Source organism: Mycobacterium sp. 1164985.4, from assembly GCF_001668575.1.
Classification (GTDB): domain Bacteria; phylum Actinomycetota; class Actinomycetes; order Mycobacteriales; family Mycobacteriaceae; genus Mycobacterium.
The window spans coordinates 33037-46678 of the sequence record NZ_LZMD01000021.1; the positions used below are offsets into that span (position 1 = coordinate 33037).

Below are 13642 nucleotides of genomic sequence, written 5' to 3' on the forward strand. Positions count from 1 at the left end.
GCGTCCACACACGGGAGCGCACACCAGTGCGCTGAGAGGACGGGTGGGCCCGTCGACCGTACGAACCTGACCGGGTAATGCCGGCGTAGGGAGATTGATCAGATGACGCACGTCGCGAATGGTTCTGTCACCGTGACCACCGGCCCCATCGAGGGCAGCACAAAGATCTACCGCGAACTCGACGGGGTGCCCGGCGCGAAGGTGCCGTTCCGCCGGGTGCACTTGTCCAACGGCGAACACCTCGACCTGTACGACACTTCCGGTCCGTATACCGACCCGACCGCAAATCTCGATCTGCAGGCGGGCCTGCCGGCACGGCCCGGCGTCGTGCGCGACCGCGGCACCCAGCTGCAGCGGGCCCGCGCCGGCGAGATCACCGCCGAGATGGCCTTCATCGCGGCCCGCGAAGGCGTCCCCGCCGAGTTGGTCCGCGACGAGGTCGCCGCGGGCCGAGCCGTCATACCCGCCAATCACAATCACCCCGAGACCGAGCCGATGATCATCGGCAAGGCCTTCGCGGTGAAAGTCAATGCCAATATCGGCAATTCGGCAGTGACCAGTTCGATCGCCGAAGAGGTCGAGAAGATGGTGTGGGCCACCCGGTGGGGCGCCGATACGATCATGGACCTGTCCACCGGCCGCGACATCCACACCACGCGCGAGTGGATCCTGCGCAACTCCCCGGTGCCCGTGGGCACCGTGCCGATCTACCAGGCGCTGGAGAAGGTCAATGGTGATCCCGCCGCGCTCACCTGGGAGTTGTACCGCGACACCGTGATCGAACAGTGCGAGCAGGGCGTGGACTACATGACGGTGCACGCCGGTGTGCTGCTGCGCTACGTTCCGCTCACGGCCAAGCGCGTGACCGGCATCGTCAGCCGCGGTGGTTCCATCATGGCCGCCTGGTGCCTGGCGCACCACACCGAATCGTTCCTCTACACCCACTTCGAAGAACTGTGCGAGATCCTACAGCGCTACGACGTGACGTTCTCACTCGGTGACGGGCTGCGGCCCGGTTCGATCGCCGACGCCAACGACGCTGCACAGTTCGCCGAGCTGCGTACCCTCGGCGAGCTCACCAAGATCGCGAAATCGCATGGGGTGCAGGTGATGATCGAAGGCCCCGGTCATGTGCCGATGCACAAGATCGTGGAGAACGTGCGGCTCGAGGAGGAGTGGTGCGAGGAGGCGCCGTTCTACACCCTGGGCCCGTTGGCGACCGACATCGCCCCCGCCTACGACCACATCACCAGCGCCATCGGCGCGGCAATCATCGCCCAGGCGGGCACCGCGATGCTGTGCTACGTGACGCCGAAGGAACACCTGGGCCTGCCCGACCGCAAGGACGTCAAGGACGGGGTCATCGCCTACAAGATCGCCGCGCACGCCGCAGATCTCGCGAAGGGCCACCCGCACGCCCAGGAGCGCGACGACGCGTTGTCCCGCGCGCGCTTCGAGTTCCGCTGGAAGGACCAGTTCGCGTTGTCGCTCGATCCCGACACCGCGCGTGAGTACCACGACGAGACGCTGCCCGCCGAACCGGCGAAGACAGCGCACTTCTGCTCGATGTGCGGGCCGAAGTTCTGTTCCATGCGGATCACCCAGGACGTCCGCGACTACGCCGCCGCGCACGGCCTCGACAGCGAGGAGGCGATCGAAGCCGCCATGCAGATGGGAATGGACGAGAAGTCACGCGAATTCGCCGAACACGGCAACCGCGTATACCTGCCGCTGGCATGAGCTATCTGCCGCTGTCCGAGCCCGGCGTCACACCGGTGCGGGTGCTGACCATCGCCGGCTCCGACTCCGGCGGAGGTGCCGGCATCCAGGCCGACATGCGCACATTCGCGCTGCTCGGGGTGCACAGCCTGGTCGCGGTCACGGCCGTCACTATTCAGAACTCGCTCGGCGTCAAGGGTTTTCACGAGATCCCGCTCGACGTCATCGCCGGACAGATCGAAGCGGTGGCCTCCGACATCGGCGTCCAGGCAGCCAAGACGGGAATGCTCGCGTCGTCCGACATCATCGACACCGTCGCCGACGCCTGGCGAGCGCACGGCCTGGCGGGTTCGGTGCCGTTGGTACTCGACCCGGTGTGCGCCTCCATGCACGGCGATCCCCTCCTGCATCCCAGTGCTCTGGATTCGCTACGGACACAACTGTTCCCGTTAGCCACCCTGGTCACCCCGAATCTGGACGAGGTGCGCCTGCTCGTCGACATAGACGTCGTCGACGACGCCACCCAGCGGGAGGCCGCCCGCGCGCTGCACGCCCTCGGACCGCAGTGGGCGCTGGTCAAGGGTGGGCACCTGCGCGCCTCGGCACAGAGCCCCGATCTGTTGTTCGACGGCACAGAGTTCCACGAGTTCGACGCCACGCGCATCACCACCGGACACGATCACGGCGCCGGGGACACGCTGGCAGCGGCCATCGCCAGCGCGCTGGCGCACGACTATTCCGTCCCTGAGGCCGTCGCGTTCGGCAAACGCTGGGTGACCGAATGTCTGCGCGCCGCTTATCCGTTGGGACACGGGCATGGCCCGGTGTCGGCGCTGTTCCGGTTGGTCGAGTGAATCTGGAGGCCATCGCGGGTGTCGCACACGAGCCCGACGGTGACCCCGCAGGTGCTGTCGTTCTCACCCACGGCGCGGGCGGAAGCAAGGAGGCGCCGCTGCTCATCAGGCTGTGCGACGAGTGGGCTTCGCGCGGTTGGCTCGCGGTGCGCTACAACCTGCCGTACCGGCGCCGCCGCCCCAAGGGGCCACCGTCCGGATCCGCCAAGGCCGATCAGGCCGGAGTGGTCGAGGCTGTCGACCTGGCCCACACACTCGTCGACGGTCCGGTCATCGCGGGCGGGCACTCCTATGGTGGCCGGATGACCTCGATGGCGGTCGCCGACGGGGCGGCCGATATCGCCGTGCTGACGCTGTTCTCCTATCCGCTGCACCCGCCCGGTAAGCCCGAACGTGCCCGCACCGAACACCTTCCGCGCATCCCGGTACCGACGGTGTTCACCCACGGCACCGCCGACCCGTTCGGTTCGATCGACGAATTGCGGCCCGCGGCAGCGCTGATCGGCGCGCGCAGCGAGATCGTCGAGATCACCGGTGCCCGGCATGATCTGGGCTCCAAGTCGCTCGATGTGCCCGCGCTGGCGGTCGATGCGGCATTACGGTTGCTAGGTGCGTCCTAGCCACTGGGTGATCGTCGGGGTCGTCGTCATCGGCGTCGTCGCGCTCGCGACGATCGGCTGGTTTTACATCGTCGCGCCCCGGCTGACGGCTCCGGTGCGGGCCGACCTCCTGGCGCTCGGTGACTGTGTGCGGGCGTCCGAAAACGACGTCCTGCCGCACGAAGTCAAACGGGTGACGTGCGAAGGCCCGCACTACGGGGAGGTCTTCGCGATCGTGCGCGCACCTGACACCCGCGAGTATCCCGGCGAGGACGCGCTGAGGCGGCTCGGCGACCAGTGCAGCGGAAAGCTGTTCGACTACGCACCGAACATCCCCGAGGGCCCGACCTTTCGGCTCGCACTCGGCATTCCGAGCGCGCAGGCCTGGTCCGAAGGGTCGCGTTCGGTGGTCTGCGTCGCGATGGCCAAGAACGAGCGCTGGGGATCGATCCGCAGCTAGATGGCGATCGCCGCGCTACGGTTGCTCGCGTGACCACGCCGCCGGGCCCTCCCCCGCCGTACGGACCGCCGCCTTACGGGGGCCAACCGCCCGATCCGTACGCGCGGCCCGCGGCCGCGTATCCGCCGCCACCGCCACCCCCTGCGGGTTACCCGCCACCGCCGCCGCCTCCGTACTCGCAGCAGCCGTCCTATTACCCGCCGCCCCAACAGCGGTCCACGAATTGGTGGGCCGTCATCTCGCTGATCTTCGGTCTGCTCGGTGGCGTACTGGTCAGCGTCGTCTGCGGCGTCGTCGGCCTGAGGAAGGCCAGGGAGGGCCAGGGCGGTCGCGGCATGGCGATCGCGGGCCTGGTGCTGTCGGCGCTGTGGGTGGTCGGGCTCGTCGTCGGCCTGCTCGTCTACTTCCTGCTCGGCAACGGGACCGTGACCGCGACCGACGTCAAGGAGGGCGACTGCCTGGCCGAGATCCCGTCGAACACCCGGGTGCTGACCGTGAAGACGGTCGGTTGTGATCAGGACCACGCCGGCGAGGTCTTCGCGGTGCTCCAGATGCCCGACGGCGACTTCCCGGGCCAAGCGGCGATCGACGCCTACGCCGAGAAATGCAGTCCCGAACTGGCCGCCTACGCGCCGACCGCAATGACGGACGCGTCCGTGCAGCTGTATGTGCTCTATCCCACTGCCGAGACGTGGGAGCAGGGCGACCGCGCCGTGACCTGCATCGCGACCCTCGACCCACCGCGGTCCGGAACGATAAAGGGCTGAGGTCGCTTCGGCACGCCGACGGGCCGTATTCGCTGCCTGAGGTACCGTTTTTTGCATGACTTCCGAACAATTCGACGCCGTCATCGTCGGCGCCGGCTTCGGGGGGATCGGCGCGGCTATCCAGCTCAAGCGGTTGGGCTACGAGAACTTCGTCATCCTCGACCGCGAGGACGACCTGGGCGGCACCTGGCACGTCAATCACTACCCCGGATTGGCGGTGGACGTGCCGACGACCACCTACTCGTACTACTTCGAACCCAACCCGAACTGGTCACGGTTGTACTCCACAGGCACCGAGATCAAGCAGTATGCCGGCGACGTCGCCGACAAGTACGACGTGCGCAGGCACATGCGGTTCAACACCACCGTCGAAGGTGCGTGCTGGGAGGAAGAGGCCGACGTGTGGCGGGTCGCGTTGGCCGACGGTGAGTCGCTGACGGCGCGCTACCTGATCACCGCCACCGGCTTCCTGTCACAACCGCACACGCCCGACATCCCGGGTATCGCGAGCTTCGCGGGCAAGATCATCCACACCACCGACTGGGATGACACCTACGAACTGACGGGCCGTCGCGCAGCGGTCATCGGCACCGGCGCGACGGCGGTGCAGCTCATCCCCGAGCTGGCGAAGAAGGTGTCGGACCTGACCGTCTATCAACGGACGCCGGTATGGGTGGTGCCTAGACTCGATTTTCCGATCTCCGACGGTGTCAAGCGGTTGTTCGCGCGGATTCCGTTGACGCAGCGCGCACTTCGGGCGGTCACCGATGTGATCTATGAGTTCTTCCTCTATGTCGGTTTGCGCCACAGCCGACTGCTGTTCCGGCGGCTCAACGTCGCGGCGTCGGATGTGGCGAAGATGCACCGCTTCTTCTCGGTTCGCGATCCCGAGCTGCGCAAGCAGCTGACACCGGACTACGATTTCGGCTGCAAACGCCCCACGTTCTCCAACAGCTACTACCGCGTCTTCACCAAACCCCATGTGCACCTGCAGACTTCGGGAATCGATCACATCGAAGCCGACGGCATCGTCGCCAGCGACGGCACCAAGACCGAGATCGACACGCTGGTGCTGGCTACCGGCTTCGATCTGTGGGAGGCCAACTTCCCGGCGATCGAGATCGTCGGGCGCGCGGGGCGCAACCTCGGTAAGTGGTGGCGCGACACCCGTTTTCAGGCCTACCAGGGTGTCACGGTCCCTTACTTCCCCAATTATCTGAGCCTGGCGAGCCCATACGCGTTTCTCGGATTGAACTTCTTCAACACGATGGAATACCAGATGCGCCACATGGATCGGCTCTTCGGCGAGATGCAGCGACGTGACGCAACGACGTTCGAGGTCACCGAGGAAGCCAACGCGCGGTACCTGGACCGCATGACGGAATTGATCGGCCATTCGGTGTTCATGGCCGGGCACTGCGCGGGTTCGCGGTCCTATTACTTCGATCCGAACGGCGAGGCCACGCTGCTGCAGCCGACCTCGACCCGCAGGGCCATCAAAGAGGCGTCCCAGTATCCCCTGAGCGATTACCAGTTCGCCTGAACGGAGAGGAACAGCTGTGTCTCATGAGGATTCGGGCGGCGGTTCGCGGGCGGCCACGTTGGCCGGCCTGGGTGTCGCCGGCATCGGTCTCGCGCATTTCGTCAGACCGGAGCTGTTCGAGTCGGTGACCGCGCAGGCGTTCCCGCGCAACACCCAGCAGTACATCTACGTCAACGGCGCCCTCGAGACGGCGCTCGGGCTCGGGCTGGCCGCGCGCAAGACCCGCAAGCTGGCGCTGCTCGGGACCGTCGGCTACCTCGCCTACTTGGCGGGCAACGCGGCGCGCAACCGGTAGCGCCCCAGCAGCGTCATATCGAGCAGCCGCTGCAGCACCGCACGGTTCTGCGGTGAGTTGGTGTACCGCATCAGCCGGCCCAGATCGATCACCAGTGACATGGCCGCGTGGACGGCGAACCGGGCCTGGCCCGGCGTCCACTCCGGTCGCACGGCGACCACCAATTCGACCCACGATTCGACGTTGGCGCGCTGCATGTTTCGCAGGATCTTCTGATCGGTGGGCGACATGTTGAGTCGCTCGGTGTAGTAGACGTACTCCAATTCCGGCTGCGCGAACGACCTGGCCACGTAGGCGTCGATGACGGTGCCGAGCGCGTCCTCGGGGTCCGCGATCGCTCCGGTGATCGCCGTGAGCTCCTCGGAGAGCCGGTCCGCCGCCCTACGGAAGGCCGCGGCGAGGATGTCGCTCTTGCCGGCGAAGTAACGGTAGATCCCCGAGGCGGGCATCCCGACGGCCGCGGCGATGTCTTCCATGCCCGTGTCGCGGTACCCCCTGCTGTTGAACAGGCGCATCGACTCGTTGAGCAGCGCTTCATACTTCGACGGCTCGACACCGGTGGAGACCGGCGCGACCGGCTTCTCGGCGACGTCGTCGCCATCCGGCAGCTCCGTGGCCGTCAGGGAGACCGCGAGATCGGAGATCAGCGACCGGACCTGGGCGGCGGGCAGCTTGGCCCGATGGTCGACGATGCTGCCGACGACCGACAGCACCGCGATGGACAGCGTCCACCCCTGCCGCGAGGTCAGGTCCGGGCGCATGGCGCGGATCGGACGCTGGATGCGGTGGTTGACCGTGCGCATCTGCGCGATCAGGGACGCTTGATCGTCGCCGCGCAGATAGCGGCCCTCCCAGCGGTACAGACCACCCGACTCCCGGTTCGCCAGTGCCGTCTCGACGAGCGCGTCGGCAAGCCGCCGCAGATGCACCTGCGGGTCTTCGAGGTCGGCGTCGTCGGCGAATGCAGTGGCGTCCACCAGCTGCTGGCCCAGGTTCAGCACCGCGTCGCGGAACAGGTCGTACTTGCTGGCGTAGTGCCGATACAGTGCGGCCGCCGAGATCCCGACCCGCGACGCGATCGACTCCATGCTGACGCCGTAAAACCCCAGCGTGCTGAATGCCTCGGCGGATGCCCGGGCGATCTGGGCCTTGCGGTCCTTCGGCCGGCGCCGGACCGCGTCACCGCTCGCCGGCCGAGTGCGGGACATGGCAGACACGATATCGGACCGCGTGCCCCCACACCGGTCGAGTTCACCGGTAAGGGTCGGCGCGAACTTGCCAGAGGACGCAGAATCGCGATTAACATAATGGGGTGTTCGGCGCGCTCCGCAAGTTCCTGGGCTTTCAGGTCACGATCGGCGAGTTGATCACGGTGGCCCTCGTCCTCGGCACGCCGTACCTGCTGGTCGGTGTGTTCTGGTCGACCACCCATACCGACCACCTGCGGCAGATGAACGGCGCCGACCTGGTCGTCTCGTATCTGGGGGCGATCGTTTCCTGGCCCGTGCTGCTGTTCGCCGATGTCTGCATGACATGAACGGGGGAACACATTGTCCGACCACCACCACCGCCTCGCCTGGACCGGCATCATCGCCGCCATCGTGCTGGCCGGCGCCCTGCTGGCGTTGAACTTTCCGGTGTTCCTGGACAGCTACGACCAGTACGGATTCCAGATCAAATGTGGGACGGGGTATCTGTCCGACCTGGCGCAGGCGGCCGCGGCCACCGGCGGCGGCGACTACGTCGACCAGTGCGAGACGGCGCTGCTGACGCGACGGCTGTGGACCATCCCCCTGGCCCTGGCTGGCGGGGCCGCGCTGCTGCTGGCCCTCGTCGCGTCCGCCACGACGTCGGCGCGCCAGTCGTTGCAGGCGCACCACGACAACGCCTGATCTAGCATTCCGGCGTGAGCACGCCGGCGGGCCCAGCGCTGCCTCGGCGACTCGGCACCTTCGACGCCGTGGTCATCGGACTGGGTTCGATGATCGGTGCGGGCATCTTCGTCGCCCTGGGGCCCGCCGCGGCGGCCGCCGGATCGGGGCTGCTGATCGGTCTGGCGGTCGCCGCCGTCGTGGCGTACTGCAACGCGACCTCATCCGCCCGGCTCGCCGCGCGGTACCCACAGTCGGGCGGCACCTACGTCTATGGGCGTGAACGGCTCGGCGAGTTCTGGGGTTACACCGCGGGGTGGAGCTTCATCGTCGGCAAGACCGCGTCCTGCGCGGCGATGGCCCTCACCGTCGGCTACTACGTCTGGCCGCATGCCGCCCGGGGGATCGCGGTCGGGACGGTCGTCGCACTGACGGCAGTGAACTACGCAGGCATCCGCAAGTCGGCGCTTCTCACCCGCGTCATCGTCGGACTGGTACTCGCGGTGCTGGGCACCGTGGTGGTGACGATCCTGGGCTTCGGAGACGTCGACGCCGGCCGGTTGTCGATCGGCACCGACGCCTCCGTCGGCGGCGTGTTGCAGGCCGCCGGGTTGTTGTTCTTCGCGTTCGCCGGTTATGCGCGGATAGCGACGCTGGGCGAGGAGGTCCGCGATCCGGCCCGCACCATCCCCCGCGCGATCCCGTTGGCGCTGGCCATCACGCTCGCGGTGTACGCTCTGGTCGCCGTCGCTGTTCTGTCCGAATTGGGCAGTGCGGCAACGGCGTCGGCCACCGCGCCGCTGGCCGACGCGGTGCGGGCGGCGGGGTTCGGGGCCCTGGAGCCTCTCGTGCGGGTCGGTGCCGCGGTGGCGGCGCTCGGATCGCTGCTGGCGCTCATCCTCGGGGTGTCCCGCACGACGCTGGCGATGGCGCGCGATCGTCACCTGCCGCCCGCCCTGGCCCATGTGCACCCGCGATTCGGCAGCCCGCACCGCGCCGAGGTCGTCGTCGGCGTGGTCGTCGCCGTACTGGCCGCGACCGTCGACGTGCGCAACGCGATCGGATTCTCCTCGTTCACGGTGCTCGTCTACTACGCGATCGCCAACGCGTCGGCCTGGACGCTGGGTCGCCGAGCGATCCCGGCGGTGGGGCTGGCGGGTTGCCTGCTGCTGGCGTTGCTATTGCCTGTCCCGTCGGTGCTGGCCGGCGCTTGCGTGGTGCTCGTGGGCGCGCTGGCTTACCGTCTTAGACCGTGATCGAGCTGACCTGGAAGCACGTCGAGGCAGATTCCGGTGACGACTTCGTCGTCGCACCCGACGAACGTCTCGGTTGGGGCCGGACGATCGGGCTCGGCGCCCAACACGTGGTGGCGATGTTCGGCGCGACCTTCCTGGTCCCCGTGCTCACCGGCTTCCCTCCCGCGACGACGCTGCTGTTCTCCGGTGTCGGAACCGTGCTGTTCCTGCTCATCACGGGCAATCGGCTGCCCAGCTACCTGGGGTCGAGCTTCTCGGTCATCGCGCCGGTCACGGCGGCGGTGGCCTCACACGGAACCGGAAGCGCCCTCGGCGGTCTCGTGGCGGTGGGCCTCGCGCTGATCGCGATCGGCGGTCTCGTCCACCTGGTCGGCACGCACTGGCTCGACGTGACCCTTCCCCCGGTGGTCACCGGGGCGATCGTCACGCTCATCGGGTTCAACCTGGCACCGTCGGCCAAGGCCAACTTCGAACAGGGTCCGTTGGTCGGTCTCATCACGCTGGTGCTGCTGGTCTCGACGCTGGCCTTCTTCCGCGGCATCATCGGCCGGTTGGCCATCTTCGCGGCCGTTCTCGTCGGATACCTCCTCGCGCTGGCGCTCGGTGAGATCGACACCGCGGCGATCGCCGCCGCCCCGTGGCTCGGGCTGCCGGAGTTCCAGACCCCGACGTTCACCCTCGCGGTGCTGCCAATGTTCCTGCCCGCGGTGATCGCGCTGATCGCCGAGAACATCGGCCACGTCAAATCGGTCGGTCAGATGACCGACACCGACGTCGACCCCGTGATGGGCCGGGCGCTGGCCGCCGACGGTGTGGCCACGACGCTGGCCGGTTTCGGCGGGGGTTCGGCCACGACCACCTACGCCGAGAACATCGGCGTGATGGCGGCGACGCGAGTGTATTCGACTGCGGCGTACTGGGTTGCGGGCACGGTGGCGATCCTGCTGTCGCTGTGCCCGAAGGTCGGCACGGCGATCTCGGCCATTCCGGCCGGCGTACTCGGCGGCGCGACCGTCGTACTCTACGGTCTGGTCGGTGTGCTGGGAGTTCGGATCTGGTTGACCAACCGGGTCGACTTCTCCAAACCGATCAACCAGATGACCGCGGCCGTTCCGCTGATCATCGGCATCGCCGACTTCACGTGGAACGCAGGCAGTTTGACGTTCACCGGGATCGCGCTGGGGTCGATCGCCGCGCTGGCGGTGTATCACGGCATGCGGCTGTTGGGATTCCGGCAGGCTAGCGAGTGCTCCGCTTCCGCTGATCCGGAGGCGGAACGCCGTTGACGCCGTCGACCGACTGCGCGTAGCGGGCGATTGCATGGGCGGCGGCAGGCCCCAACACCGACAGGGCATCGCGGTTCACGTTCTCGGCGGTGTCGCGTTTGGTCCGATAGTTCGGATCGAATGGCATACCCGCGCGCCCGCCCCACAGACGGGCCTGGATCTCCGTCTTGCGCTGTGACGAACCGGCCGTCAGGCCGCCGACCGGCACCCCCGCGGTGAGAAACGGGTAATAGTCGGTGAATTCGCTCAGCGGCATGTCGGCCGGCCGGACCCCCGCCAGGTTGAGGAAGCCGGCCAGCGTCCGCTCGATACCGGCCGACCCCTCGGGAACCGACTGCGCGGGGATCGCGGGGTTGGGCTGGGCCGATTGGTCGCCGTCGTAGGTGAAGTAGCCGGCGTTCGGCGAGCCGAGCATGTCGAAGCCCAGATAGAGTGCGATGTCGCGGAGTTCGTCCGGCGAGAGTCCCTGAACGTACTTCGTCGGCCCGGCCAGCCCGTTCTCCTCTGACGCCCAGAACACGAAGCGGACGGCGTTGGCGACCGGCGGCCCGGATCCGAGGGCGGCCGCGGTCTCGAGCAACGCCGCGATGCCGGTTCCGTCGTCGTTGATCCCCGGGCTCACCGGCGAGCTGTCGAGATGCGCGCCCGCCAGCACGACGTTGCGGGCATCGCCGGTCTTGGTCTGCGCCACGATGTTTCGGGTCTTCTTCATCACCGGTTTGCGGTCGAGTACCAGTCGCACCGGTGCCGTGGTGCGCCGCAACGCGGCGTCGGCCTCGCGACCGATGACTCCGACGGGGACTGTCAGGTCCTGGTAGTAGCCGGGGGTGAACAGGCCGGCGGGGCTGCCGCTGCTGCCCGGCGAGCTGACGACGAGAAGGCCGACGGCGCCCTCAGACACCGCCGCGTTCTGTTTGGCGACGACCGAACAGCCGGTGTCGTCGACGATCGCGATCGCGCCGCGTACCGACGTTCCGTCGTAGTCGGCCGCCCGGCAGCCCGCGGCCCGCGTCGGCCGGAGCGTGACGGCGCTGAGCCCGCCGGGCGGCGTGGTGATCAGCAGGGAGGCTTGGTCGACGGGATATTCGCGCCCGCTAACCCGCATCGACGGGTTGCCGCCCTGACTACGGTCCAGCAGTTCGAACTCAGGTGTCTCGACGTCGAAACCCTTGTCGCGCAGAAACTGTGAGACGTAGTCGACTGTCGCGTCGTAGCCGGGAGTGCCGTCGGCACGGTTACCGCCGTTGGTGTCGGCGATCTCCTGCAGCTTGTGCAGGTGGGTGTACATGCCGTCCGCGGTGACCTGGTCGGCTACCTCCCGCGGAGACGGCGGCGGTGGCTCCGGCGACGAGCAGGACGTCAGGGCCGCGACGGCTCCGACCACGACTCCCGCCATACCGGCGAAACGGAGGGAGGCCGCCCACGTCCTCATGATGCGAGCGGGTGCCGGACGCGGAGGTCGCGCGTGGGAATTCCGTTCGGGCCGCCCTGGTCTTGGGCATAGATGCCGACGGCGTAGGCCACCCCGGCGCCGTGGATGCCGAGTGCGGTGCGGTCGATGTGCTCGAGGTTGTCCGACGCCTTGTGGTAGTTGGGGTCGAACGCCTGATCCGCTTCGCCGCCCCACGATTTGGCTTGTTCGGGGGTCATCTTCTCCTCGGCGCCCGAGAAGGTGCCGCCGGAAGGGATGCCGGCGAGGGTGAACCCGTCATAGTCGGAGCGGCCGTCGAAGCTGGTGTCCTCCGCCGGTTTCCCCGCCGCATCGAGGTAGTCCACCAGCGTGCGTTCCAGACCCGCCGATCCCTCGGGCACCCGGCTGATCGCGCCTTCCTCGTCGGGTGGGATCGACTGGTTGCCGTCGTAGGTGAAGTAGCCCGGGTTGGGGGAGCCCACCATGTCGAAGTTCAGGTAGAGCGAGATGTCCTTGAGGGCATCGACATCCAACGACTCCAGATAGTTGTTCGATCCGAACAACCCGACCTCCTCAGCGCCCCAGAACCCGAACCGTACCGCGTTCTGGACGTCGGGGGAACTGCCCAGCTGCAGCGCGGACTCCAGAACGGCAGCCACGCCCGATCCGTTGTCGTTGATACCCGGCCCCTCGGGGACACTGTCCAGATGGGCTCCGGCCATCACGACGTTGTGGGTGTCGCCCGTCTTGGTCTGGGCGATGACGTTGCGTGTGCGTTCCTCGCGCACACCCGCGTTGAGCTTCAGCGAGACATCGCCCGGCTCGGTCCGGAGCCGATCACCCTCGGCCTTGGTGATGCTGACGACCGGGATGGTCACGTCGGTGTCTTCGCCGAGGGTGCCGCCCATCTCGTCGTCGTTCTCGTTGTTGGCGACGATCAGCGCCACCGCGCCGCGTTCGGCGGCCGCCTTCTCCTTCTCCGAGAACTGGCACTTGCCACGGTCGACGAGAACCACCGCACCCTTGACCGGCAGACCGTCGTAGTCCGAGCCCGTGCAGCCCGGCGAGTCTTCGACGCGGGCGAGCACCAGCGGACCCGACACACCGCCCGGCGGCGTGCCGATGGTGAAGTTCAGCGGTTTGGCCTTGACCCCGTCACCACCGACGGTCAGCGCGGGCTCGTCGGCGAACGGCAGTCGCACATCGAACTCGGGTGTCTCGACGTCGAATCCTTTGTCCCGCAATGTATTCGCGACGTATTCGACGCTGGCGTCGTAACCCGGTGTGCCGAGCGCCCGGTTGCCGTCGTTGTCGTCGGCGATCTGCTGCAGCCGGACCAGATGCTGGTAGATGGCGTCGGCGGACGTGCGCTGGGCGAGACCTCTGGCGAAGTCCACAGCGGCAGGTGACACCCCCGCCTGCGTGGTGGGCGGTTGCACCGTCGGCTGCGGTTCGCTGTCCCTGCCACAGCCTCCGAGCACGACGACGGCGGCCGAGATCAGGGCGATCGCTTTCGACGTTCTCGAGGTTTTCGAAACCTTTGATTGGCTCATTGCCCACTACGTTAGCGTCGCCGCGGCG

At 67.7% G+C, this 13642-nt stretch carries 14 protein-coding genes and 1 riboswitch; of the genes, 11 read left to right on the top strand and 3 right to left on the bottom strand.

The annotated features are described in order from the left end of the window. Positions 1–109: riboswitch (TPP riboswitch) on the top strand. The 7 genes from thiC (at position 103) to A5650_RS02730 (ending at position 6237) form a co-directional block, all read left to right on the top strand. Continuing rightward, positions 103–1740 carry a phosphomethylpyrimidine synthase ThiC gene (gene thiC / locus A5650_RS02700; protein WP_067286016.1) on the top strand — a complete coding sequence of 546 codons (1638 nt, stop codon included), beginning with the start codon at positions 103–105 and terminating at the stop codon, positions 1738–1740. (Overlaps the previous riboswitch by 7 nt.) Continuing rightward, positions 1737–2573, top strand: coding sequence for a bifunctional hydroxymethylpyrimidine kinase/phosphomethylpyrimidine kinase (gene thiD / locus A5650_RS02705; RefSeq protein ID WP_067286017.1), 837 nt, complete (start codon positions 1737–1739; stop codon positions 2571–2573). The genes thiC and thiD overlap by 4 nt, the downstream gene beginning before the upstream one ends. Next, on the top strand, positions 2570–3193 hold the full coding sequence (locus A5650_RS02710; RefSeq protein ID WP_067286019.1) for an alpha/beta hydrolase family protein: 624 nt from the start codon (positions 2570–2572) through the stop codon (positions 3191–3193). The genes thiD and A5650_RS02710 overlap by 4 nt, the downstream gene beginning before the upstream one ends. Further along, complete coding sequence (locus tag A5650_RS02715; RefSeq protein WP_067286020.1) at positions 3183–3632, top strand: septum formation family protein; 450 nt, start codon at positions 3183–3185, stop codon at positions 3630–3632. The genes A5650_RS02710 and A5650_RS02715 overlap by 11 nt, the downstream gene beginning before the upstream one ends. 29 nt (positions 3633–3661) lie before the next feature. After that, positions 3662–4399 (top strand): septum formation family protein, encoded by a 738-nt coding sequence (locus tag A5650_RS27065; RefSeq protein ID WP_067286022.1) that lies wholly within the window; start codon positions 3662–3664, stop codon positions 4397–4399. A gap of 55 nt (positions 4400–4454) precedes the next feature. Continuing rightward, positions 4455–5942, top strand: a complete 1488-nt coding sequence (locus A5650_RS02725; RefSeq protein ID WP_067286023.1) for a flavin-containing monooxygenase — start codon at positions 4455–4457, stop codon at positions 5940–5942. A gap of 16 nt (positions 5943–5958) precedes the next feature. Then, positions 5959–6237 (top strand): DoxX-related protein, encoded by a 279-nt coding sequence (locus A5650_RS02730; protein ID WP_067286025.1) that lies wholly within the window; start codon positions 5959–5961, stop codon positions 6235–6237. Here the strand turns inward: A5650_RS02730 and A5650_RS02735 are convergent. Next, on the bottom strand, positions 6204–7445 hold the full coding sequence (locus tag A5650_RS02735) for a TetR/AcrR family transcriptional regulator (RefSeq protein WP_067286027.1): 1242 nt from the start codon (positions 7443–7445) through the stop codon (positions 6204–6206). The two genes, A5650_RS02730 and A5650_RS02735, sit on opposite strands and share 34 nt — an antisense overlap. 104 nt (positions 7446–7549) lie before the next feature. Between A5650_RS02735 and A5650_RS02740 the strand changes: the two genes are divergently transcribed. The 4 genes from A5650_RS02740 to A5650_RS02755 are packed head-to-tail and all read left to right on the top strand — an operon-like array spanning position 7550 to position 10650. Next, positions 7550–7774 (top strand): hypothetical protein, encoded by a 225-nt coding sequence (locus A5650_RS02740; protein WP_067286029.1) that lies wholly within the window; start codon positions 7550–7552, stop codon positions 7772–7774. Positions 7775–7787: 13 nt separating this feature from the next. Continuing rightward, positions 7788–8129 carry a hypothetical protein gene (locus A5650_RS02745; protein ID WP_067286031.1) on the top strand — a complete coding sequence of 114 codons (342 nt, stop codon included), beginning with the start codon at positions 7788–7790 and terminating at the stop codon, positions 8127–8129. A 14-nt stretch (positions 8130–8143) separates the two neighbouring features. Next, positions 8144–9364: an APC family permease gene (locus A5650_RS02750; protein ID WP_067286034.1), complete on the top strand. Its 1221-nt coding sequence runs from the start codon at positions 8144–8146 to the stop codon at positions 9362–9364. After that, positions 9361–10650: a uracil-xanthine permease family protein gene (locus A5650_RS02755; RefSeq protein ID WP_067286035.1), complete on the top strand. Its 1290-nt coding sequence runs from the start codon at positions 9361–9363 to the stop codon at positions 10648–10650. Before A5650_RS02750 ends, A5650_RS02755 begins: the two co-directional genes overlap by 4 nt. Here A5650_RS02755 and A5650_RS02760 read toward each other — a convergent pair. Together A5650_RS02760 and A5650_RS02765 are read right to left on the bottom strand one after the other, a co-directional pair. After that, positions 10604–12082, bottom strand: coding sequence for a M28 family peptidase (locus A5650_RS02760; protein WP_067286037.1), 1479 nt, complete (start codon positions 12080–12082; stop codon positions 10604–10606). The genes A5650_RS02755 and A5650_RS02760 overlap by 47 nt on opposite strands. Beyond that, a complete protein-coding gene (locus A5650_RS02765) occupies positions 12079–13614 on the bottom strand; it encodes a M28 family metallopeptidase (protein WP_082950579.1) in 1536 nt (511 codons plus the stop codon). Before A5650_RS02765 ends, A5650_RS02760 begins: the two co-directional genes overlap by 4 nt. Positions 13615–13642: the final 28 nt, after the last annotated feature.

What these genes read in the sequence shown, in the direction of transcription:
- A5650_RS02725 (WP_067286023.1), top strand. Translation starts at nt 4,455, where the DNA reads ATGACTTCCGAACAATTCGACGCCGTCATCGTCGGCGCCGGCTTCGGG.
- thiD (WP_067286017.1), top strand. Translation starts at nt 1,737, where the DNA reads ATGAGCTATCTGCCGCTGTCCGAGCCCGGCGTCACACCGGTGCGGGTG.
- A5650_RS02760 (WP_067286037.1), bottom strand. Translation starts at nt 12,082, where the DNA reads ATGAGGACGTGGGCGGCCTCCCTCCGTTTCGCCGGTATGGCGGGAGTC.
- A5650_RS02765 (WP_082950579.1), bottom strand. Translation starts at nt 13,614, where the DNA reads ATGAGCCAATCAAAGGTTTCGAAAACCTCGAGAACGTCGAAAGCGATC.
- thiC (WP_067286016.1), top strand. Translation starts at nt 103, where the DNA reads ATGACGCACGTCGCGAATGGTTCTGTCACCGTGACCACCGGCCCCATC.
- A5650_RS02735 (WP_067286027.1), bottom strand. Translation starts at nt 7,445, where the DNA reads ATGTCCCGCACTCGGCCGGCGAGCGGTGACGCGGTCCGGCGCCGGCCG.